This is a genomic window from Mycetocola lacteus (assembly GCF_003667575.1).
Taxonomy (GTDB): Bacteria; Actinomycetota; Actinomycetes; order Actinomycetales; family Microbacteriaceae; genus Mycetocola; species Mycetocola lacteus.
Window position 1 is genome coordinate 656,716 of sequence record NZ_RCUY01000005.1, and the last position, 21,778, is coordinate 678,493.

Sequence of the window (21,778 nt, forward strand, 5' to 3'; positions counted from 1 at the left end):
GTTTTAGTCGTTTACGGTTGCGGTGACGGCGGGATTGGCTGCCGCAGCCGCGCTGGTTGCCTCGTCCGCAGGCGCCTGGGTCGAGACATCCGATGAGCTCGCGGGTGTATTCGGAGTCTCGGCGGCGACACTCGCATCATCGAGCAGCTCGTCGAATACGATGGCCGAGATGTTGTCCCGTCCACCGTTGCCCAGGGCAGCCGTAAACATGGCCAGGAGGGCGTCGGCGGGGGTTTCCGAGTTTTCCAGGAAGTGCTGGATGCCGTAGTCGGTGAGTTCCTTGGTGAGCCCATCGGAGCAGACGACCCAGCGTGCCCCGGGTGAGGTACGCACGGTCACGTAGTCGGGAATGGGATCTTCATTGAGTCCCACCGCCCGGGTAATGACGTTGCCGTGCGGGTGGTTTTCGGCTTCGGCGGGGCTGATCGCACCCGCGGAAAGCAGTTCTTGGACGATTGAATGATCGACGGTGATCTGGTCCAGACGCCCCTCGGCAAGGCGGTAGACCCGCGAGTCGCCGATGTTGAGCACCGACCATTGGCTCTCGGCTGCACCGGCCCCGGCGTACACAACACCGGTGATGGTGGTTCCCGTGCCCAGCTCGGAGGGCCCGACGGCCTCGGCCATCTGATGCACCGCACCGCGGAGGGAGTTTTCGAGGTTTTCCCGAGTCACGGTTGCCCCGCTGTCCAGGAGAGACCCGAGGTGGTCAACAACGGCGGCCGAGGCAACCTCGCCAGCCTCATGTCCACCCATTCCGTCGGCAACAACAAACAGGGGGAAGCGGGCGATCAAGGCGTCCTGATTGACCTCGCGCTTTCGACCGGTATCGGTTGCGCTCGCCCATCGGATGATGAGGTCTGCGCCCTCAGATCGGGGAACACGGTACGAGCCGCTATGCACGTCAAGCTCGCTCACGTGGATTCCTTTCGGCCAATTGTTCTCGCAACCGGCGACACATTGGCACCGAGTATTGTTTCCTCGTTCGATGAGTCTATCGAGGTTCAGCCCCGACGCGCGACTTTGAACCGGGCTAGGGTATGTCAGAAGGTACCGGTTTTGCTGAGAATTGGCCACCGACTCACCCCAAGGACGCATTATCCATCGGGGGATGCCTCGGTGGGTAGACCCAATCGCTGGACCGCCCGCGTCCCGGGCGCGGCCAAATAGTGTCCCCAGTGTGCCCCCGACACCACCAGTGCATCCCGCACCGTGTAGCCGGCGATCTCCGCATGGGTCAACACCTCGCCCACAAAATCTCGCCAGGGCAGCGAACTCGCGGCGCGGATCCGGCCAATCGACCGGTCGGTGTACACCACGGGCAGAATGGAGTCGGCGTGTGGGATCCGGCAAAAAACCCCGATCATCGCCCGAGCGCGATTGTCCAGGGCCCGCGCCCACTCCTGCTCGGGATCCGCGGACCCGCTGGAATCCGCGGACCCGGTGGATTCCGCGGGCGGACCCGGCTCAACCTCCGGAGTATCATTCGACCCCGTCTTGGCGCTCACAGGATCTCCCGGCCCTCTCTCGGCCTCCGTGAGGTTTCGATGCTCGGCCTCCGTGAGGTGTCGATGCTCGGCCTCGCCGGGGTCTCCCGATGCTGCGGAGGGGCTCCGCGCCGCCGCACCGAGAAGGCCAAAGGCGCCATCGTAGACATCGGTCTGCCCCGACCGGCGGGGCAGATCGAAGCGGAGCAACCCGCAGGTGTGCCCCTCGGCGAAGGCGACCAGCAGGATGCAGCGTCGCGGGGCATCCCCGAGGAGCCGAGGAAGTACGCGCAGAAAGGCATCGGGCGTGTGTGCGTGAAAGATTTTCATGTTCACAGCCTCACCCGGAGCAGGCGTTCTCGCGCCACCCGCTGCCCACTCTGTGGATAACTTGGGTGCCCGACGGCCCTGTGGAAAACGCCCGCGGCTCCCCGAGGAGAGACGCGGGCGTTACACGGTGCCTGCGGCGGCTAGGAGGCCGTGTGAGCCGCCACGTAGGCGTCCACCTCGGCAAGGTAGGCATCACGACGGAACGGGGTGAGCCAGGAGGCCTCAAACGAGTTCCGGGCGAGCTGCGCGAGCTCCTCGATGCCCAGGTCGGCCTTCTCGGCCAGCGCCACATAGTTGTCGGCCACGTACCCACCGAAGTAGGCGGGGTCATCGCTGTTGATGGTGACCTTGAGACCACGACGCAGCAGCGCAACAATCTCATCGGACTTCATCTGGTCGGTCACAAACGAGTTGGAGATCGGGCAGGTCGTGAAACCCAGCCCGCGAGCCTTGGCGGCCTCAACCAGCTCATCGTTCTCGACGATATTGGTGCCGTGGTCGATCCGGTCCACCTGGATATCCTCGATGACCTGGCGGATGTTCTCGATCGAACCCTCCTGGTCGATATCGCAGTGCATGGTCAGCAGGAACCCCTCGGCCTTGGCCCGGGCGAACACGGCGGCAAACTTGGCCGGCGGGTTGCCGCGCTCATCGGAGTCGAGCCCGAGGCCCAGGATCCAATCCTTATAGGGCAGCGCCTCCATCAGGGTCGCCATCGCAAACTCGGCGGAGAAATCACGCAGGATGCACAGAATCAGTTCACCCTGGATGCCAAACTCGGCGCGTGCCTCGATGATCGCCTGGCGGTAGCCGCCGATGACGTGCGCAAACGGGACGCCCCGCGAGGTGTGGGCCTGCGGGTCGAAGAACATCTCGGCGTGCCGGGTCCCCTGGCTCGCGGCCTTCTTCAGGTAGGCGTAGGCGAGGTCACGGAAGTCTTCGGCGGTCTGCAGCACGCCCATGGCCGGGTAGTAGACCTGGAGGAAGCTGGTCAGGTCGTGGAAGTTATAGGTCGCACGGACCTCCTCCACGGTCTTCTCGGCCAGCTCGATGCCGTTGCGGGCGGCGAGGGCGAACTTCAGTTCGGGTTCGAGGGTGCCCTCGAGGTGGAGGTGCAGTTCGGCCTTGGGTAGGCCGTGGGCGAAGGCAACAAGATCGGTCATGAAACGAGCTCCTGGGTATGAGATGTGCGTGGGGGTTCCGGGACGCAACAAGCTCGGCATCCCGGACGCATAACCAGTCTATTCGGCAACACATGCCGCGAAACCCTGCCTGCACGTCCGACCGCGGCGCCGCGAAGCGGATCGGGCAGTCAGTAACCGAGGCAGGGAACCCTACCGGTGGTCCTGCCCCTACCGCAGCTCCTCGAACCGAATCTCACCCTCGGCAATCGACGCGGTGAAACCCTGCTCGGTTGCCCATTCGACAAACTGCGCGGCATTGCGGCAGCCGGGACGGGTGGCCAGGAGCCGGGCCACCAGCAAGCCCTTTGTCTTCTTATTGAAGTGGTTGAGGGCGTTGCCCGGCGTGCTCTGCCCCGGCTCAGGAGCGGCGACCACGCGCAGATAGGCGTGATTGCCGGTGGCGGCCAGCGGCGAGAGCGCCACATACGCTTCCGAGCGCAGGTCCAGCACAAAGCCGTGCAGGGAGGCCAGGGCGGCCGCGCCCGCAGCTGCCCAGCGCTTCTTGAGTGTGGTCGGCGGCACCTTTGCGGTGGCCGAGAGTCGATAGTTGGGCAGCGGGTCCATCGCGCCCACCGGCCCAAACGGGGCCGACTGAATCAGAATGTGCGCGGCCGCCCAGGTGCGCTCGGCACGCGAGAGCGTGGGGGCCTCGATGGGGTCAAACAGCACCCCGGTGTAGCGCTCCAGCGCGGGCAGGCGCGGGGCGGATTCCAGCGCGGTGTTGAGCGCCACCTCCCCCGCCAGCCGAGCGCCGAGTTTGAGAGCCGCGGCGGCGGCCACCGGATCCGCGCAGAGAAGCTCCAGATCGGCCACCAGCTCCTGGCGTACAATCCCCAGCTCAGGGAAACGAAGCCCCGAATAGAGGTCCTCGTTAAACGACACCGCCCCCGGTTCATCCTGCCGCTTGGTCTCCGAGGGAGGCAGCAGAATAAACACGGGGGCGGGTCGTAGGGGTGAAGCGGGCGAACTAGCCGACGAGCGAGGCAGCGCCGGCGACGATGCTCACGGAGTTGTGCTCAACCGAGAGGAATCCACCGTCCGCCTGAGCAACGATCTTCTCGCCGTTTTCGAGGGTGATCCGAACCTCACCGCTGGCCAGAATGGCCAGCAGCGGCTCGTGACCGGCAAGAATACCGATCTGACCCTCGACGGTACGAGCTACGACCTGCTTCGCTTCGCCTGTCCACACCTCGTGGGAAGCCGAAACAACACTGACGGAAAGAACGGCCATGATTAGGCGTTGTCCTTCTGGATCTGAGCCCACTTGGCCTCAACGTCGGAGATACCACCGACGTTGAAGAAGGCCTGCTCGGCGACGTGGTCGAACTCACCCTTGGCGATGGCATCGAAGGACTCGATGGTCTCGCGCAGGGGAACGGTCGAACCCTCAACACCGGTGAACTTCTTCGCCATGTAGGTGTTCTGCGACAGGAACTGCTCGATCCGACGTGCACGCGACACGGTGATCTTGTCTTCCTCGGAGAGCTCGTCAACACCGAGGATCGCGATGATCTCCTGGAGTTCCTTGTTCTTCTGCAGGATCGACTTGACCGTGGTGGCCACGCGGTAGTGGTCCTCACCTAAGTAACGCGGGTCCATGATCCGCGAGGTCGAGGTCAGCGGGTCGATGGCCGGGTAGAGGCCCTTCGACGCGATTTCACGCGACAGCTCGGTGGTGGCGTCCAGGTGGGCGAAGGTGGTCGCCGGAGCCGGGTCGGTGTAGTCATCGGCCGGCACGTAGATCGCCTGCAGCGAGGTGATCGAGTGACCACGGGTCGAGGTGATGCGCTCCTGCAGGAGGCCCATCTCGTCCGCGAGGTTCGGCTGGTAACCCACGGCCGAAGGCATACGGCCCAGCAGGGTCGACACCTCCGAACCCGCCTGGGTGAATCGGAAGATGTTGTCGATGAAGAGCAGCACGTCCTGCTTCTGAACATCGCGGAAGTACTCCGCCATGGTCAGGGCGGACAGTGCCACGCGGAGACGGGTCCCCGGCGGCTCATCCATCTGGCCGAACACAAGCGCGGTCTTGTCGAACACGCCCGCTTCTTCCATCTCGTGGATCAGGTCGTTACCCTCACGGGTACGCTCACCCACACCGGCGAAGACCGACACACCACCGTGATCCTGCGCCACGCGCTGGATCATCTCCTGGATCAGAACGGTCTTACCCACACCGGCACCACCGAACAGACCAATCTTTCCACCCTGTACGTAGGGGGTCAGCAGGTCGATCGACTTGATACCGGTCTCGAACAGCTGAGTCTTGGACTCGAGCTGGTCGAAGGGCGGCGGGGTGCGGTGGATGGGCCAGCGCTCGGAAACCTCGATGGCGTCACCGTTCAGGACCTCGCCCAGAACGTTGAACACCTTACCCTTGGTGACATCACCAACGGGTACGGAGATCGGCAGACCGGTGTCGATAACCTCCTGGCCGCGGACGATACCGTCGGTCGGCTTCAGGGCGATGGCGCGAACCAGGTCGTCACCCAGGTGCTGGGCGACCTCAAGGGTCAGGGTGGTGGTCTCGTCACCGATCGTGATTTCGGTCTTCAGCGCGTTGTAGATCCCGGGGATCGCATCGTGCGGAAACTCGATGTCAACGACCGGGCCGGTGACGCGAGCGACACGACCGACAACGGCGGTCTGCTCGGTCGCCGTGGCATCGGCGGTGGTTGTCATAGCTTTCTTCTCTCTCGTTCTCGAAAAACTTCTAGGAGGACGCCAGGGCGTCTGCTCCACCAACGATTTCGGAGATCTGCTGAGTGATCTCCGCCTGACGTGCGTTGTTACGCAGTCGGGTGTAGTCGGTAATGAGCTTGTCGGCGTTATCGGAGGCGGACTTCATGGCCTTCTGCGTGGCAGCGTGCTTTGCGGCAGCCGACTGCAGGAGGGCGTTGAAGATCCGGCTCTCGATGTATACCGGGAGCAGGGCGTCCAGAACCGTCGCGGCGTCGGGCTCGAACTCGTACAGCGGGAGAACCTCGGACTTGTCCGGAGCCTCCACACCCTCAACAACCTCGAGCGGCAGCAGGCGCAGAACCTGAGGGGTCTGCGTCATCATGCTCACGAAGCGGTTGAAGACGAGGTGGATCTCGTCCACGCCACCGTCTGCCTCATCCTTCAGGAAGGACTCCAGCAGGGCCTCACCGATCTCCTTCGCCGCGGCGAAGGTCGGGTTCTCGGCCTCGCCAACCCACTGACCGGCGAGCGGCTGCTTGCGGAAGGTGAAGTTCGCAACGGCCTTACGTCCGTAAGCGAAGTGAATCACCTCTTTGCCCTCAGCACGAAGCTCTTCGGTCAGGTCGTTGGCCTCCCGCAGAATCTGCGAGTTGAAGGCACCGGCGAGACCGCGGTCCGAGGTGAATACAACCACCGCGGCACGCTTGATCTCGGTGGGCTCCGTGGTGAGAACGTGCTCCACATTGGAGTACGTTGCCACCGCGGACACCGCACGGGTGATGGCCCGCGAGTACGGCCCGGAAGCCGCCACGCGCGCCTGCGCCTTCTGAATACGGGACGCGGCGATCAGCTCCATCGCCTTAGTGATCTTCTTGGTCGTCTGCGCAGACTTAATCTTCTGCGTGTAGACCCGGAGCTGTGCACCCATGGGTTAGCGACGTCCCTTGACGATCTTTTCCTGGTCGTTTTCCGCTTCGACTACCTCTTCGTCGTGCTCACCCTTGGCGATGAACTCCTTGGAGAATGCGTCAACAGCGGCCGACAGTGCGTCACGAGTGTCGTCGTCAAGCACGTTGGTCTCGCGGAGGGTCTTCAGAACCTCGGTGTTGCGAGCCAGGTAGTCGTGCAGCTCCTTCTCGAAGCGCAGAACGTCCTCCACCGGAACGGTGTCGAACTTGCCGTTGGTACCGGCCCAGATCGAAACGACCTGGTTCTCGACCGGCATCGGCGAGTACTGCGGCTGCTTGAGCAGCTCGGTCAGGCGTGCACCACGGGCCAGCTGACGACGGCTAGCGGCGTCCAGGTCCGAAGCGAACATCGCGAAGGCTTCCAGCGAACGGTACTGAGCCAGCTCGAGCTTGAGGGTACCGGAGACCTTCTTGATCGACTTGACCTGAGCGTCACCACCCACACGGGACACGGAGATACCCACGTCCACTGCCGGGCGCTGGTTCGCGTTGAACAGGTCCGACTGGAGGAAGATCTGACCGTCGGTGATCGAGATCACGTTGGTCGGGATGTATGCGGAGACGTCGTTTGCCTTGGTCTCGATGATCGGCAGACCGGTCATCGAACCGGCACCCAGCTCGTCGGAGAGCTTGGCACAACGCTCAAGCAGACGGGAGTGCAGGTAGAAGACGTCACCCGGGTAAGCCTCACGCCCCGGCGGACGACGCAGCAGCAGCGACACGGCACGGTAGGCCTCGGCCTGCTTGGAGAGGTCATCGAACACGATGAGGACGTGCTTGCCGTCGTACATCCAGTGCTGACCAATGGCCGAACCGGTGTACGGAGCGAGGTACTTGAAACCTGCGGGGTCGGATGCGGGGGACGCCACGATGGTGGTGTACTCCAGCGCGCCGGCCTCTTCCAGGGCACCCTTCACCGAGGCGATGGTGGAGCCCTTCTGGCCGATTGCTACGTAGATGCAGCGAACCTGCTTCGAGGGGTCACCGGTTGCCCAGTTGTCCTTCTGGTTGATGATGGTGTCGATCGCGATTGCGGTCTTACCGGTCTGACGGTCACCAATGATCAGCTGACGCTGACCGCGACCGACGGGGATCATGGCGTCAATAGCCTTGATACCGGTCATCATGGGCTCGTGCACGCTCTTACGCTGCATCACGCCGGGAGCCTGGAGCTCGAGGGCGCGGACACCGTCGGTAGCGATCTCACCGAGACCGTCAATGGGGTTACCCAGCGGGTCAACAACGCGACCCAGGTAGCCGTCACCAACCGGAACGGAGAGAACCTCACCGGTGCGAGTGACCTCGAGGCCCTCGACGATGCCGCCGAACTCACCGAGAACAACAACACCAATCTCGTTTTCGTCGAGGTTCTGGGCGAGACCAAGCGTGCCATCCGCGAAACGGATGAGCTCGTTAGCCATTACGCCCGGGAGGCCCTCAACGTGAGCGATGCCGTCCGCGGCGTCAACCACGTGGCCCACCTCGGTCTTGGAGGCCGAGCCGGGCTCGTATGCCGATACGAAGTCCTTGAGAGCATCACGGATCTCGTCGGGGCTGATCGTAAGTTCTGCCATCTTCTTCCCTATCTGTGCGGAGACGATAAGGTCTCCTGCGAATTTGTCTGGCTGTGCTAGCCAGCAAGCTGAAGTCGGAGTTCCGACAGACGCGTCGAAACGCTTCCGTCGAACACGTCGTCGCCGATCTGAACCCGAAGGCCACCAATGATGGTCGGGTCGATGATCTTGTTCACCCGAAGGCTGCGACCATACTGTGCGCTGAGGCTGGCGGAGAGCCGCTCAACCTGGGCGTCACTCAGCGGAACGGCGCTGGTCACGGTGGCGATGGCGAAGCCCTGCTGATCGGCGACCGTAGCGGCCGCGGTACGCAGCAGCTCACGGATCCGACGACCACGGGGCTGAGCCACAAGGTGCTCCACGATGGCCACGGTCTGCGGGAGAGCCTTGCCCTCAAGCAGCTTGGTGACCACTGCGGCCTTGTCCTTTGCCGTACCCAGCTTGGAGCCGAGTGCGAGTTCCAGCTCGGCGTCCGAGGCCACGACCTGACCGAACTCAAAGAGTTCGCTCGTAATCGGGGCCTCGGCACCGGCCGAAACGGCGGCGGCACGGAGCCCGAGGTCTTCGATGCCCTCGAGCAGGTCCACCGAAGTGGACCAGCGCTGCGCGACAACGGAGTTCACCAGACCGAGGGTCGTGGCGCTCACCGCCTTCGCGAAGATGCGCTCCGTAGCCGCTACCTTGACCGCGGCTTCGGCAGCCGGGTCCGCGAGCAGCGCGCGCAGCTGGGCACTGGAATCAATTGCACGACCCACAGCGAACAGCTCGGTGGCCGTGTTCTGGTCCACCGCGCCGGTCGCCTGCAGTGCCTGCGTTCCTGCGGCGAGTGCTTCTCTGGTTGCGCTACCCATTGTGTTAGTTCTTTCCTACGGTCGAGGCCGGAGCGGCCTCGAGGTCGGCGAGGAAGCGGTCGACCAGGCCTGCGGCCTTCTTGTCGTCGCTCAGGCTCTCCCCGATCACGTTGCCGGCCAGGTCCAGAGCCAGGGTTCCCACCTCGGTGCGCAGCGAAACCAGGGCGCTCTGACGCTCTGCCTCGATCTGTGCGTTGGCGGTAGCGGTGATCCGCGACGCCTCGGTGGTTGCCAGGTCACGAGCCTCGGCCACGATCTGCTTGCCATCCTCACGGGCGGCTTCACGGATTTCTCCAGCCTCCACACGAGCCTCGGCCAGCTGAGCCGTGTACTTCTCCAGTGCTGCCTCTGCCTCACGCTGGGCCTCGTCGGCCTTAGCGATGTTGCCCTCGATGGCAGCCGAACGCTCGTCGAGCATTGCCTGCATCTTGGGGAGGAAGACCTTCCAGAACGCAATCAGGATGATGATGAAGCAGACGGACGACCAGACGATGTCGTACGGGGCAGGAAGCATCGGGTTAGGCGTGGCCTCACCCGAAGCTAAAACTGCTGCATGAAGCATGATGCCTCCTTATTGTCTGCGAGGGGGTGATTAACCCTGGAAGATGAAGTAGGTAGCGATACCGATGAAGGCCAGGGCCTCGGTAAAGGCGATACCAATCCACATCAGAACCTGGAGCTTCGACTGCAGCTCGGGCTGACGTGCGACACCCTCGATGGTCTTACCAACGACGATACCCACACCGATGGCCGGGCCGATAGCAGCGAGACCGTAACCAACGGTTCCGATGTTTCCAGAGATGTCAGCGAGAACGGTAGTTGCGTCCACGAGTGTTTCCTTCCGTGATGGTGAGCAGGCGTTTGCCGTACTCGGTTAGTGTTCGTCCGCTACTGCCAGCTGAATGTAGACAGCAGTCAGCAGCGTGAAGACGTAAGCCTGGAGCACTGCAACCAGGATTTCGAACAGGGTGAAAGCAAAGCCGAATGCCAGGCTTCCGATGCCGAGCAGCGGCCAGAGGCCACCCGCAGCAAAAATGAAGAACTGCGTGGCTGCAAAGAACAGCACCAGCAGAAGGTGACCAACGACCATGTTCATCATCAGTCGAAGGGTCAGGGTGACCGGTCGAATGACGAAGGTCGAGACGAGCTCGATCGGGGTCACAATGATGTAGACCGGCCACGGAACCCCTGCGGGGAACAGCGAGTTCTTGAAGAACTTCTTCGGGCTCTTCTTGATACCGGCATAGATGAAGGTGATGTAAGACACCAGGGCAAGAACCAACGGGACACCGATAACCGAAGTACCGGCGATGTTGAGGAACGGAATGACTCCCGTGATGTTCAGGAACAGAACCATAAAGAAGATGGTTGTGAGGATCGGCAGGAAGCGCTTGGCGTCCTTTTTGCCGAGGAGGTCCTCGCCAATGTTGACTCGAACGAGGTCGAGTCCCATCTCGATCAGGCTCTGGAAGCGACCCGGGACGACTCGCATCCGGCGGGTGCCGATCCAGAACAAAATAAGAAGAGCGGCGACAGCGATGAAACGCACCATCATGATGCGGTTGATCGCGAACGGAGTTCCGTCAAAGAGGAAGACCTCTGGGAAGAACTCCATGATGGACGGCGCGTGGAAACCGTCTTCGTTTCCGGTCGGGACCAGCAGGTGCACAGCGTTTACTATCAGCGCTATCTCCTGTTTCGGGCGGGGAGCTCAGCTCTCGCGACGACGAATGTTTGGACGCCCCCACCCAGGCACGCAGAAAAACTGCACACTTCAGCTGGGGAACTTCAGTTAGCCTATCAAATTTTTGCCCCCCATTACGCCCGCAAGCTTGTTAAATCCACCGAATTTCTTGCGGATACGGTGTGGAAAACCACAATCGGCGAGGCGCAGGTGTAAAAGCACTCCCCCGGCACGCCGCAATCCAGCCGATTTGGCGTGGTGCGGTGTCGCATTAAAGCAGACGGACCGCGGTTTCCCGCGGCCCGTCTTGAGGGTTGCTCAGCGCCTACACCCGATGGCTGTGGCGCGTCCGAATGTGTGCTCAGGAAGCGGGTGCATCATCCGGGTCGACGTACTTGGGCAGCTCGATGTCGCTGACCGCGGGCAGACGCCCCTTGGCCACGGCGACGCAGTCCACCACCAGGGTTCCGATGACCCCGACGATCAGGCACAGCAGCAGCACGGTCTTGTTGATCCAGTCGGCACCGGAGAGGTTCCAGGCGAGGATCAGGAACAGGACAAACTTCACGATCCAGCCACCCATCACCACACCGAAGAAGATCGGTACGTACAGGTCGGATTTGGAATAGCGGTTGGCGATCAGGATCGATGCGACGGTAATGCCCAGGAAGACGGCAGCCATCGCGGTGCCGATCAGCGCCGAAATCACGCCGCGGGAACCATCCACCAGCCCGCCGATGACACCGCCGACGATGGCGATGGCCAGCGCGAGCAGCCCACCCCAGATCAGGCTTTTTTTGAAGATCGGGTTGGCATTCATGCGTGGGGGTCCTTTGCTGCGGGGGTCTCGGGGTGTTCGGGGAGGGTGGCGCCGTGGGGCGCAGGGGTGTCGTCCGTGTGCTTGGGACGACGGAAGGGTTCGGGGGCGATCGGAACGCCGGCCTCACGGGCCTCGCGCACCTCCACGCTGCGATCACGCCAGCGGTTGAGGCGCGGGGCGAAGGTCCACAGGGTACAGCCGATCACGCCCACGGTCAGGAAGGTCAGCGCGATCCAGCTCGGCGAGACAACAAACGCGATCAGGCAGGAAGCGGAGATCACCGCGGTCCAGGCGTAGAACACCAGCACGGCCTGCAGGTGGCTGTGACCCATGTCCAGCAGCCGGTGGTGCAGGTGCTTGCGGTCGGCGGTAAACGGCGAGGTGCCCGCCGCCGTGCGCCTGAAGACCGCGAGGAAGAAGTCCAGCAGCGGGACCACCAGGATCGCGACCGGCAGGATGATCGGGATGAACGCACCGATCAGCTGGCTCCGACCAAACAGGGCGGTGTCCTGGCCGACGCCGAGCGCCGAGGGGTCAATCTGGCCGGTAATGGCCACGGCCGAGGTCGCCATCAGCAGCCCGAGCAGGAGCGCACCGGCATCGCCCATGAACATCTTCGCCGGGTGCCAGTTCATCGGCAGGAAGCCCGCGCAGATACCCACCAGGATCGCCGAGAGCAGCAGCGGCAGGTTGAAGAATGAGGTCTGACCCATCGAGCGCACCAGCAGGTAGCCGTAGATCAGGAACGCACCGTTGGCGATCAGCCCTACGCCGGCCACCAGGCCGTCGAGGCCGTCGATGAAGTTCACCGCGTTCATGATCAGCACCAGGGTGAACGTGGTGAGGACAAACGATGCCTGGCTTGAGCCCACGGTCAGGCCACCAATGGGCAGCGAGTAGAACTGGACCCCGCTGAACGCGATGATTCCGGCCGCCACAAACTGGGCGGCGAGCTTGATCATCCAGTCCAGATCGATCAGATCGTCTAGGACACCGATGATCACGATCAGCCCCGCCGCCCCCAAAACCGCCCAGAGCTGGCCGGGCGCATCGGCGAATGTTTGGGCGAGGAATGGGTTCGTGGACGCGTAAATAAACGCGACGATCACGCCCAGGAACATCGCGACGCCACCCAGGCGCGGGGTGGGTCTGGTGTGAACGTCTCGCTCGCGGATCTCCGGATAGAGCTTGTATTTCAAAGCCACCCGATAGACCACCCGGGATAACAGCCAGGTGACGACCGCGGTGATCGCCGCAACGAGAACGTACTGAATCATCCGCCGGCACCGGCTTCGGGCTCGGCGGACGCGCTGGCGGCGTCCTCAGACGGAGTGGACTCGGCTGGAGTGGACTCGGCTGCGGCAGCTTCGGACGCAGCGGCCTCGGTCTGTGCGGCCTCGTCGTCCTCGGCCAGGAGGTCGCCCAGGATTCCGCGCAGCTGCTCACGGCTGATCGCGCCGTCGCGCAGGACGTGCACCTTGCCGCCGGGACCCGACAGACGCGATGCGTCGATGATCGTGGAGGCGGTCTGTCCCACCGGGCCGCCATCGAGGTAGATGTGCACCGAGGTGCCCAGCATCAGCTCGGCATCGGCGGCACTGGTAGCGGAGGGCAGGCCGGTCAGGTTCGCCGAGGACACGGCGAGCGGACCGGTCTCACGCAGCAGTGCGAGGGCGATCGGGTTATCCGGCATGCGGACGGCCACGGTTCCGTGGGTGTCGCCCAGATCCCAAGCCAGGGACGGCTGTGCATTGAGGACGATGGTGAGTCCGCCGGGCCAGAAGGCGGCCACCAGCTCGGTCACGATCTCCGGCACGCTCTCGGCCAGCGCATGCAGCGTTCCCACATCGGCCACCAGCACGGGCGGCGGCTGCTGTCGGCCGCGACCCTTGGCCGCGAGCAGTGCGCGCACGGCCGCCGGGGAAAAGGCGTCGGCGGCGACACCGTAGACGGTGTCGGTGGGGATAACCACAAGCTCTCCCCGGCCGAGGGAGGATGCGGCAAGCTTCAGGCCGGTAACGAGTTGAGCGCTCTCTGCGCAGTCATAAATGCGGGACATTATGAACAGATTCTATCCCGGGAGACAATCCTGTTCTTCGAATCTGCCCCGAGCCGGGTCATTTTGCATCATGTGTGTATAAATGAGCGCAGAATGGAGTGCATACAAAACACAAAGGATCCTGCATGAGAATCGAACTTCGCCAGGTTACTAAGGGGAAGAACGGCTCGGCTCTCCCGGAGACAAGCCTTCAGCTTCAGACCGGTGCCGCCACCTTCGCCCGCGCCGAAACGGAGCAGCGCCCCACCGTTTTGGGGCTGATCGCCTCGGGCCGAATGCGCCCGGACAGCGGCACGGTCCTGATCGACGGACAGGTTGACGCCTCGCGGATTCGACGCGAGATCGCCCTGGTCGACGCGCCGATCGTCAGCGAACCCGCAGGAAACGTGGCGGTTTCTCAGGTGGTAGCCGAGGAGCTCATGTTCGCCGGCCTCAAGAGCCACCCGATCGCCGTGGCGCGCACCCTGGACGAAATGGGTCTGCGTGACCGTTCGAGCACGGACATGGCCGATCTGGCCCCGACCGATCGAATCCGCATGCTGACCGAACTTGCCGCGCGCCGCCCCGAGGTCCGCGGCATCGTTTTGGTCTCCCCCGACCGCCACGGCGGGGATCCCGAGGCCTGGTGGCGGATCGCCCGTGAGCTCGCGGCCCGCGACCTCGCCGTACTCGTGATCGCCGGCGTCGCCGCCCACACCGCCATTTCCTCGACCCGCGAAATCGAACCCCTGGCCGATGTGCCCTCGGATTCCGCGACCCTCTTCAACCTGGAAGGCCTCGCCTGATGCTCAAGATAATCGCCATGATCCGTGCCGAGTTCGCTCGGCTCTGGGCTACGCGGATGTCGCGGCTGGCCTTTCTCGCGCTGATGATTGTGCCGCTGCTCTACGGCGGCCTGTACCTCTGGGCGAACCAGAACCCCTATGACCGTCTGGACCGGATCCCGGTGGCCCTGGTGGTCTCGGACACCGGAACCACCCAGAATGGTAAGGAAACCAACTTCGGTCACGATGTGGCCAAGCAGCTGGTCAAGGACGGCACCTTCGCCTGGAAGCAGGTCAGTGCTGCCGAGGCCAAGGCCGGCGTGAAGGACGGCGAGTTCGACTTCTCGCTGACCCTGCCGGAGAAGTTCTCCGAGGACCTCGCCTCCTCGCAGACCGATTCACCGCGTCAGGCCGAGGTCATCCTGACCACAAACGACGCCAACAGCTACCTGGCCACCACGATCGGAACCCAGGCGGCTAAGACCGTGCAGACCCAGATCGTGGCCACGGTGAATAAGCAGGCGGCGCAGACCTTCCTGGATGCCCTCTCCAAGATCCGTGGCAACCTGGTGGAGGCCGCCGACGGCGGGACCAAGCTCACCGACGGTGCCAAGACCGCCCTGGATGGTGCGAGTGCACTGACCTCGGGGGCCGAGCAGGCGCGCGACGGTGCCGGGCAGCTGGGAACGGGTCTGAACTCGCTCCGCGACGGGTCGCAGACCCTCGCCGGAGGTCTCGACACCCTGCGCAACCAGACGGCGTCCCTGCCCGGTCAGTCCCAGCAGCTCGCCGACGGTGCCGCCAAGGTCGCCGCCGGAAACGCCCAGTTTGCCCAGGTGGGCAACGAGCTGGCACAGGGATCAAGCCAGCTGGTGCAGCAGCTTCCGGCCGTGAGCCAGAAGATGGCGGAGCAGCTTGCGGCCGCCGGGGTCCCGCAGGACACCATCAACAGCGTGCTGGCCAACCTCAAGCCGGTAGGCGATGCGGCCACCCAGACCAACGCCAAGGTTCAGGCAGCCGTAGGCCAGCTCAACCAGCTGAGCGCCGGAGCCGCCGCCGTGGCCTCGGGCAGCAAGGCCCTGGCCGACGCGACCCCGCAGCTCACCAACGGCATCAACCAGCTGGCCACGGGTGCCGGTACCCTGCGCGATGGTGCCTCGACCGCGGCCACCGCGGCCGGCACCCTGCACGAGGGCCTGGGGACCCTGACCGATAAGCTCGGTGAGCTCGGCGGCGGCCTCGACACCATCCATGGCGGCCTCGGCACCCTGACTAACGGCCTGAGCGACGGCTTCAAGCAGATCCCCGAGACCACCGTCACCCTGCGCAACGATCAGGCCACCAACATCTCCAACCCGGTGAACCTGCACTCCAGCGCGGTCACCAGTGCCGGCACCTATGGTGCGGGTCTGGCACCGTTCTTTGTGAGCCTGGCCGCCTGGATCGGCATTTACGCGCTGTTCCTGATCCTGAAGCCCTTCTCGCGTCGGGCGATCACCGCGCTGCACTCCCCGATCAAGATCACCCTGGCCGGGTGGGCGACGCCGGCCATTCTCGGTGCCGTCCAGATGATCGCGCTGTTTGGGATCGTGGCCGGAACCCTGGGCTTCCAAGTCTCCAACCCGGTCGGGGCGTACGGCATGATGGCGCTGGCCTCGGTCACGTTTGCGGCGATCATCCTGGCGCTGAACGTCTGGCTGGGTTCGGTGGGTCAGTTCCTGGGTCTGGTGCTGATGGTGATCCAGCTGGTCACCGCCGGCGGCACCTTCCCCTGGCAAACCCTGCCCGCACCGCTCGCGGCGCTCCACCACTACCTGCCGATGTCCTACGCGGTGGATGGCATGAGGCAGCTGATGTACGGCGGTGATCTGGCCGCCGCCGGAAACGATGCGATCGTGTTGACGCTGATCCTGCTGGGAGCCCTGGTGGTCTCGGCCATCGGCGTGACGCGGATGACACACTTCCGCACGCTGCGTGACCTCCAGCCCAGCCTGATCGGCTAGGTCTCAGCACACAAAAACGGCATGCCCCGCGGGGCATGCCGTTTTTGTGTGCGCTAGCGGACCGCGGTGGTGACCCGGTCGCGCAGGGTGAAGTCGGGGAAGGTGGCCGGGGCGCGCCAGCCGTCGGCGGCGAGGATCGCACGGATCGCCTCGCCCTGCAGCTCGCCATGCTCGAGAATCAGGGTGCCGCCCGGACGCACCAGGTCCAGGCCACGGCGAGAGATTGTACGCACCAGGTCCAGGCCGTCTTCCCCGCCGTAGAGCGCGGTGGGCGGGTCGTACTCGCGCACCTCGATATCGCGTGGGATTGCCCGGGCAGGAATATAGGGCGGGTTGGAAATGAGGACCGCAACCGATCCATGCAGTTCGGTGAATGCCTCGGCCATATCGCCCAGGGTCAGGGTCGCGTTCTCGGCCCCGATCTTCTCGAAGTTGCGGGCGGCCCAGGCGTGGGCCGCGGGAATCTTCTCGAGCGCGAACACCCGGGCGTTAGGCACCTCGGTGGCCATGGCCAGGGCGATGGCCCCCGAGCCGGTGCCCAGATCGATCGCGATGGGTTCGGCATCGGGAAGGATCCGCAGAGCGTCAATCGCATACTGCACCACCTGCTCGGTCTCCGGCCGCGGCACAAATACGCCCGGTCCCACCAGCAGCTCCATCGAGCGGAACGGTGCCGTACCCAGGATGTGCTGCAGCGGCTCCCGTAACACACGCCGAGCAACCAGCGGTTCGAGGGTTTCGGCGTCCTCGGGGGCGAGGGTGCGGTCCAGGATGATCGCACTCTGGATCTCCCCGCGACCGGCATCCAGCACGTGCCCCAGCAGGAGTTCCGCGTCAATGCGGGCATCGGCGATACCGGCGGCGGCGAGTCTGGCCTCAATCTGGTCGCGCACGAGGCCAAGCGGGCTCGGCGTGGCGGCGGATTCGGCGGGCTGTTGGGTGTCGGTCACGGCTGTTTTTACCCCTGTCGGAACGGTGCCCTGCATGCGCACGGCGTAATAAACCCTATCCGAATGACATGAGCCTCGCGGCGGCACGCGGATCGCAATAGGCTGGTTCCGCACGGCTCTGCCCACCGACACCGGCGGGCAGATTCTCGCGCACAGGCACGGCCCGCACTACCCAGCTGACCCCCACATGGTAAGGACACACACCCGTGAACGCATACATCCACGAGGACATCACCTCGACCTTTGGTAACACCCCCCTGGTTCGGATCAACCGGCTCGCCGACGAGTCGCACGCCACGGTCCTCGCCAAGCTTGAGTTCTTCAACCCCGGTTCCTCGGTCAAGGACCGCCTGGCCATTGCGATCATCGACGCCGCCGAGGCCTCGGGCGACCTGCAGCCCGGTGGCACCATCGTCGAGGGTACCTCGGGCAACACCGGAATCGGCCTGGCCCTGGTGGGTGCCGCCCGCGGCTACAAGGTGCTGCTGAGCATGCCCTCCTCGATGAGCGTCGAGCGTCGCGCACTGCTGCGCGCCTTTGGTGCCGAGCTTGTGCTCACCGACCCCGCCGCCGGTATGCGTGGGGCCGTGGAGAAGGCCGCCGAGATCGTCGCCGAGACCCCGGGAGCGATCCTCGCCGAGCAGTTCGCCAACGCGGCCAACGTGCAGATTCACCGCGAGACCACTGCCGAGGAGATCTGGCGCGACACCGAGGGTGAGGTCGACATCTTCGTGGCCGGCGTGGGCACCGGCGGCACCGTGACCGGTGTGGGTCAGCGCCTCAAGGAGCTCAAGCCCGAGGTCAAGATTGTGGCCGTGGAGCCGATCGACTCCCCGATCCTCAATGGCGGCAAGCCCGGTCCGCACAAGATCCAGGGCATCGGCGCCAACTTCGTGCCGCCGGTCCTCGACACCGACGTGTACGACGAGGTCATCGACGTGTCCTTCGAGGACTCGCTGGAAACCGCTCGGGACCTCGCAGCCAAGGAGGGTATCCTGGCGGGTATCTCCTCGGGTGCGATCCTGTGGGCCGCCCTTCAGCTGGCCGCACGTCCCGAGAACGCCGACAAGACCATCGTGGCCGTGGTTCCCGACACCGGTGAGCGCTACATCTCCACCGCGCTCTGGGCGGGCCTGGCCGAGTAAGGACCGATCATCAGCACCACCTCCGGTTTCTTCGCGCGCCTGCGCGAAGACCTGCGCACCGCGCGCACCCACGATCCCGCGGCCCGATCCTCGTTCGAGGTCGGTTTGCTGTACTCGGGGGTGCACGCGGTGTGGGGGCACCGGCTGAGCCACGCGCTCTGGCGACGCGGGTTCAAGCTGCCCGCCCGGCTGAACTCGCAGATTGTCAGGTTCCTGACCGGGATCGAGATTCACCCGGGCGCGCAGCTCGGCCGCCGCTTTTTCATCGACCACGGTATGGGTGTGGTGATCGGGGAAACCGCGGTGGTGGGCGATGATGTGCTCATCTATCACGGGGTGACCCTGGGCGGAAAGTCTCTGGCCAAGGGCAAGCGTCACCCGACGATCGGCGACGGAGTGACCATCGGTGCCGGCGCCAAGATCCTCGGCCCGATCACCATCGGTCCGCGCAGCGCCGTGGGGGCCAATGCGGTGGTCACCAAGGATGCCCCCTCGGACTCACTTCTGGTGGGCGTCCCGGCGAAGGTACGCAAGATCGTGACCGATCCGGTGACCCCCGAGTACTTCATCTAACCCTGCGCCACCCGGAGTTGCACTAGTCGATGCCGCGATAGCGGGCGGTGCCACTACCCCACTGCTCATGGGTCTGATCGATCGGATAGCGCCCCAGGGCGAACGTGTCTTCCGGGTATTGGCTCGCAACCTGTTCAAAATAGGTCTGTGCGGATTCCGCGGTTCCAAACACCCCGATGATGGGGTTGTCCGGGGCCGACTCGTTCAGCACAATCCAGACGTCTCGATTCTGATCCATGTGGGGTCCTTTCTTTTCTATCCAAGCAGAACGGCCCCGAAATCCAAGGATTTCGGGGCCGTTGCGCTGCTGAGGCTAGGAGTTGGTGCCAATTCGCTGCCCGCCGAGGAGGCGGGGCGCACATACGAGCGCGATCGCCAGCGCCAGCGCGGCGCTCAGTGCCAGGGCTATCCCCGGCGAGGTGGGATCAACCAGCGCCCCAAACAGCGCGGCTCCGAGGGATGCACCGAGGTTGACGGCGGTGTTGATCCAGCTGCTCGCCTCGGTCCGAACCCGCGGGTCGGTGCGGGCATCCGCCGCCAGGTATCCCAAAATCAGCAGCGGAGCGAGAAACAGTCCGCTCACCGCAAACCCGATCAGGGCGGCCAGGGTACCGCCGATCAAGCCCGATACGGCCGACGCAATTACCAGCAGAATCACGAGCGCGAGGAGCTGACGCTCCAGTCGTGGGCGCAGGCTCAGCCGCCCATAGAGCAGCCCGCCCACGGCGCTCGCCCCGGCAAACAGCGCCAGCAGGATTCCCGCGAGCATCGTGTGCGACTCGGTTCGAGCAATAGCCGGCGCGGCAATTTCGATACAGCCCAGGATGATGCCCGGGGCGATCATCGCCACCACCACAACCGGGAAACCCGGAGAGCGAAGCGGTGAGCGTGCTCGCGAGGTACCGGCCTCGGCTCCGTGCTCCCGCGAGCCGAGTTGCCGGCGCGAGAGCGGACTGAGCACAAACAGGAGCGTGCCGAGGGCCACACATCCCGCCGAGAACATGAGCGAGGTGAAGGGCTCCACCAGAACTGCAAGCAGCGCAACCAGAAGCGGTCCGATCGCGAAGGTCACCTCCTCGGCCACGGCGTCCAGGCTGAATCCGCGTGATCGTCCGGGGCCCGCGGGCAGCGCCGTGGACCACAGCACCCGCATGGAGGCCCCGAATGGCGGCGAGGATGCCCCCGAAATGAGCGCCACAACCACGAGTGTCGGCAGGCCCGCATCAACAAGGACCCCCAGCGCCACCAGGGAGGCCGCGTGGGTCAGTCCCAGCGCCGCCAGGACCCGGGTTTGCCCGTGACGATCGATCAGTCGGGCACGAATGGGCGTCGCCACCACATTGGCGATGCCAAGAACCGCGGTAATCGCACCGGCGATCGCAAAGGATCCCGAGGAGTGTTCCAGGAGCAGGACGAGGGCCAGCCCCGAGGTGGCCAGCGAGAGCCTGCCCAGGATGCTGGGAAGAAAGGAGCGCGCCACGTGGGGCGTGCGCAAAACGGTTGTATAGGTATGGGAGGGAGAGGACATCGGAGTCTTCCGGTTTATCGCGTCTCAACACGCAACCTTCATGGCGCGGAGAAAGCGGTCTAACGGGGGTCAGTCGCGCGCAAAATGGCACACGAAAACCCGCCCGGGCGGTACCAGGTCTGCGAGGGGCGGGCGCAGGACCGTTAGATAAATGCGACGATAAAGCCGATCGAACCGATCATGCACACAGGTTAGCACGCCCGTTGTGGGCTTCGCCTGGCATCGACGGCCACGCCTCGCCCGGGTGACGGACCGGATGGCCGCCTGCGACGGCTCGAGTTACAACTCCTGCTCCGGCACCGGCTACAGCTCCGGCTCCGGGCCCGGCGCATCCTTTTTCCGGCGACGACCGGCTCCCGCTGCGAGTGATGCGGGCATCGACTCGGGCGCCTCCTCCAGTTTGGGAACCACATAACCGCCCGAGCGAGCTCGCTTCTTCTGCGCCTCACCACCGCCGGCCTGGCCTCCCAGGAGTCCCGCGCCCGGCGCACGGTTGCCACCATTCGATGTGGCTGGTGAACTCGCCGCAGGAAGCTTTTCCCCGCCGGCTCCCGCTGTGCTGGTAGCGGGGTTGATCCCCAGGACGCCCCCACCGGAAGCGCCACCCGCGAGGCGAGCGCCAGCGGCAATTCCCACGGTCCCGGCGACCCCGGAGCGCAGCCCGCGTTCCGCCGCGCCGTCATCCGTGCCGGTGAGCGCCGAATCCTGACTGGGACCCCCACCGGCTATGCCGGGGTTTAGTGCCGGATCGGGCTGGGGCACCTGTCCTTCGGGCGGTCCGGGGGCAACGGGCGGGTGTGGCGTCCGCGGGCCGGGAAGCGTCGGCACCCCGGGAACACGCGGGCGTTCGGCACTTCCAGAGCTATCCCCCGGCGTTTCAGGACCGCCGCCGACGTACACCGGAGGGGGCGCGTCCGGGGCTGGTCTCGGAGCGCCCGTGCTCGATGGTGACGCTCCCCCGGGACCTCCTCCGACACCGGTCTGCGCGCTGCCGGGCCCGTCGGGCGTGTACCCCGTCGTGCCCGAACCTGGTCCGCTTCCCAACTCACCCTTATTGAAGTCCTCGCGGATCGCTACCGAATAGTCTTTGCTCCGGCTGGCCAGGGATTGCGCATCATTTCCAATGCGTGTTTCCAGAATGCGCAGTGCCTTTTCTGCTGCCCGTAGTCGCTCCCC

Annotated in this window: 23 protein-coding genes; 4 read left to right on the forward strand and 19 right to left on the reverse strand. The window is 64.6% G+C overall.

Going from position 1 to position 21,778, the window contains the following annotated elements; all coding sequences use genetic code 11:
- Positions 1–3 precede the first annotated feature (3 nt).
- From D9V34_RS08540 to D9V34_RS08610, 15 genes are all read right to left on the reverse strand, one after another.
- Entirely contained in the window at positions 4–918 is a 915-nt protein-coding gene (locus tag D9V34_RS08540) for a PP2C family protein-serine/threonine phosphatase (protein ID WP_245991966.1), read from the reverse strand.
- 179 nt (positions 919–1,097) lie between these two features.
- Positions 1,098–1,817 (reverse strand): hypothetical protein, encoded by a 720-nt coding sequence (locus D9V34_RS08545; protein ID WP_121688390.1) that lies wholly within the window; start codon positions 1,815–1,817, stop codon positions 1,098–1,100.
- 140 nt (positions 1,818–1,957) lie between these two features.
- Positions 1,958–2,980, reverse strand: a complete 1,023-nt coding sequence (add, locus tag D9V34_RS08550; protein WP_121688391.1) for an adenosine deaminase — start codon at positions 2,978–2,980, stop codon at positions 1,958–1,960.
- A gap of 189 nt (positions 2,981–3,169) precedes the next feature.
- Positions 3,170–3,937 carry a peroxide stress protein YaaA gene (gene yaaA / locus D9V34_RS08555; RefSeq protein WP_183091914.1) on the reverse strand — a complete coding sequence of 256 codons (768 nt, stop codon included), beginning with the start codon at positions 3,935–3,937 and terminating at the stop codon, positions 3,170–3,172.
- A 31-nt stretch (positions 3,938–3,968) separates the two neighbouring features.
- Positions 3,969–4,232: a F0F1 ATP synthase subunit epsilon gene (locus D9V34_RS08560; RefSeq protein ID WP_121688393.1), complete on the reverse strand. Its 264-nt coding sequence runs from the start codon at positions 4,230–4,232 to the stop codon at positions 3,969–3,971.
- 2 nt (positions 4,233–4,234) lie between these two features.
- Positions 4,235–5,683: a F0F1 ATP synthase subunit beta gene (gene atpD / locus D9V34_RS08565; protein ID WP_030142894.1), complete on the reverse strand. Its 1,449-nt coding sequence runs from the start codon at positions 5,681–5,683 to the stop codon at positions 4,235–4,237.
- A 31-nt stretch (positions 5,684–5,714) separates the two neighbouring features.
- Positions 5,715–6,611, reverse strand: a complete 897-nt coding sequence (locus tag D9V34_RS08570) for a F0F1 ATP synthase subunit gamma (RefSeq protein ID WP_121688394.1) — start codon at positions 6,609–6,611, stop codon at positions 5,715–5,717.
- Between the two features lie 3 nt (positions 6,612–6,614).
- The gene (gene atpA / locus D9V34_RS08575) at positions 6,615–8,225 is read right to left on the reverse strand and encodes a F0F1 ATP synthase subunit alpha (RefSeq protein ID WP_121688395.1); all 1,611 of its coding nucleotides are present in this window, start codon (positions 8,223–8,225) and stop codon (positions 6,615–6,617) included.
- Positions 8,226–8,281: 56 nt separating this feature from the next.
- Entirely contained in the window at positions 8,282–9,076 is a 795-nt protein-coding gene (locus D9V34_RS08580; RefSeq protein WP_121688396.1) for a F0F1 ATP synthase subunit delta, read from the reverse strand.
- Between the two features lie 4 nt (positions 9,077–9,080).
- The gene (locus tag D9V34_RS08585; RefSeq protein WP_121688397.1) at positions 9,081–9,638 is read right to left on the reverse strand and encodes a F0F1 ATP synthase subunit B; all 558 of its coding nucleotides are present in this window, start codon (positions 9,636–9,638) and stop codon (positions 9,081–9,083) included.
- 30 nt (positions 9,639–9,668) lie between these two features.
- Positions 9,669–9,905 carry an ATP synthase F0 subunit C gene (gene atpE, locus D9V34_RS08590; protein WP_030142889.1) on the reverse strand — a complete coding sequence of 79 codons (237 nt, stop codon included), beginning with the start codon at positions 9,903–9,905 and terminating at the stop codon, positions 9,669–9,671.
- A 45-nt stretch (positions 9,906–9,950) separates the two neighbouring features.
- A complete protein-coding gene (atpB, locus tag D9V34_RS08595) occupies positions 9,951–10,745 on the reverse strand; it encodes a F0F1 ATP synthase subunit A (RefSeq protein ID WP_043321249.1) in 795 nt (264 codons plus the stop codon).
- 376 nt (positions 10,746–11,121) lie between these two features.
- Positions 11,122–11,580, reverse strand: coding sequence for a Cg1360 family ATP-synthase-associated protein (locus D9V34_RS08600; RefSeq protein WP_030142887.1), 459 nt, complete (start codon positions 11,578–11,580; stop codon positions 11,122–11,124).
- Positions 11,577–12,857 carry an MraY family glycosyltransferase gene (locus D9V34_RS08605; protein WP_121688398.1) on the reverse strand — a complete coding sequence of 427 codons (1,281 nt, stop codon included), beginning with the start codon at positions 12,855–12,857 and terminating at the stop codon, positions 11,577–11,579. Before D9V34_RS08605 ends, D9V34_RS08600 begins: the two co-directional genes overlap by 4 nt.
- The gene (locus D9V34_RS08610) at positions 12,854–13,639 is read right to left on the reverse strand and encodes an L-threonylcarbamoyladenylate synthase (protein WP_121688399.1); all 786 of its coding nucleotides are present in this window, start codon (positions 13,637–13,639) and stop codon (positions 12,854–12,856) included. The genes D9V34_RS08605 and D9V34_RS08610 overlap by 4 nt, the downstream gene beginning before the upstream one ends.
- 125 nt (positions 13,640–13,764) lie before the next feature.
- Here D9V34_RS08610 and D9V34_RS08615 point away from each other — a divergent pair, with 125 nt between their 5' ends.
- Entirely contained in the window at positions 13,765–14,424 is a 660-nt protein-coding gene (locus D9V34_RS08615) for a P-loop NTPase family protein (protein ID WP_043321247.1), read from the forward strand.
- The gene (locus tag D9V34_RS08620) at positions 14,424–16,406 is read left to right on the forward strand and encodes a YhgE/Pip family protein (RefSeq protein WP_121688400.1); all 1,983 of its coding nucleotides are present in this window, start codon (positions 14,424–14,426) and stop codon (positions 16,404–16,406) included. The genes D9V34_RS08615 and D9V34_RS08620 overlap by 1 nt, the downstream gene beginning before the upstream one ends.
- A 53-nt stretch (positions 16,407–16,459) precedes the next feature.
- Here the strand turns inward: D9V34_RS08620 and prmC are convergent, their stop codons facing one another.
- On the reverse strand, positions 16,460–17,356 hold the full coding sequence (gene prmC, locus D9V34_RS08625; protein WP_425454446.1) for a peptide chain release factor N(5)-glutamine methyltransferase: 897 nt from the start codon (positions 17,354–17,356) through the stop codon (positions 16,460–16,462).
- Between the two features lie 206 nt (positions 17,357–17,562).
- Here prmC and cysK point away from each other — a divergent pair, with 206 nt between their 5' ends.
- Positions 17,563–18,501, forward strand: coding sequence for a cysteine synthase A (gene cysK / locus D9V34_RS08630; protein WP_121688402.1), 939 nt, complete (start codon positions 17,563–17,565; stop codon positions 18,499–18,501).
- 9 nt (positions 18,502–18,510) lie between these two features.
- Positions 18,511–19,074: a serine O-acetyltransferase EpsC gene (gene epsC / locus D9V34_RS08635; RefSeq protein ID WP_030142880.1), complete on the forward strand. Its 564-nt coding sequence runs from the start codon at positions 18,511–18,513 to the stop codon at positions 19,072–19,074.
- 22 nt (positions 19,075–19,096) lie between these two features.
- Here epsC and D9V34_RS08640 read toward each other — a convergent pair whose 3' ends face one another.
- The 3 genes from D9V34_RS08640 to D9V34_RS17515 all read right to left on the reverse strand — a co-directional run bounded on the left by D9V34_RS08640 (position 19,097) and on the right by D9V34_RS17515 (position 21,364).
- Positions 19,097–19,312: a hypothetical protein gene (locus tag D9V34_RS08640; protein ID WP_121688403.1), complete on the reverse strand. Its 216-nt coding sequence runs from the start codon at positions 19,310–19,312 to the stop codon at positions 19,097–19,099.
- Positions 19,313–19,387: 75 nt separating this feature from the next.
- On the reverse strand, positions 19,388–20,569 hold the full coding sequence (locus tag D9V34_RS08645) for an MFS transporter (RefSeq protein WP_220700563.1): 1,182 nt from the start codon (positions 20,567–20,569) through the stop codon (positions 19,388–19,390).
- A 336-nt stretch (positions 20,570–20,905) separates the two neighbouring features.
- On the reverse strand, positions 20,906–21,364 hold the full coding sequence (locus tag D9V34_RS17515; protein WP_147441657.1) for a hypothetical protein: 459 nt from the start codon (positions 21,362–21,364) through the stop codon (positions 20,906–20,908).
- Positions 21,365–21,778: the final 414 nt, after the last annotated feature.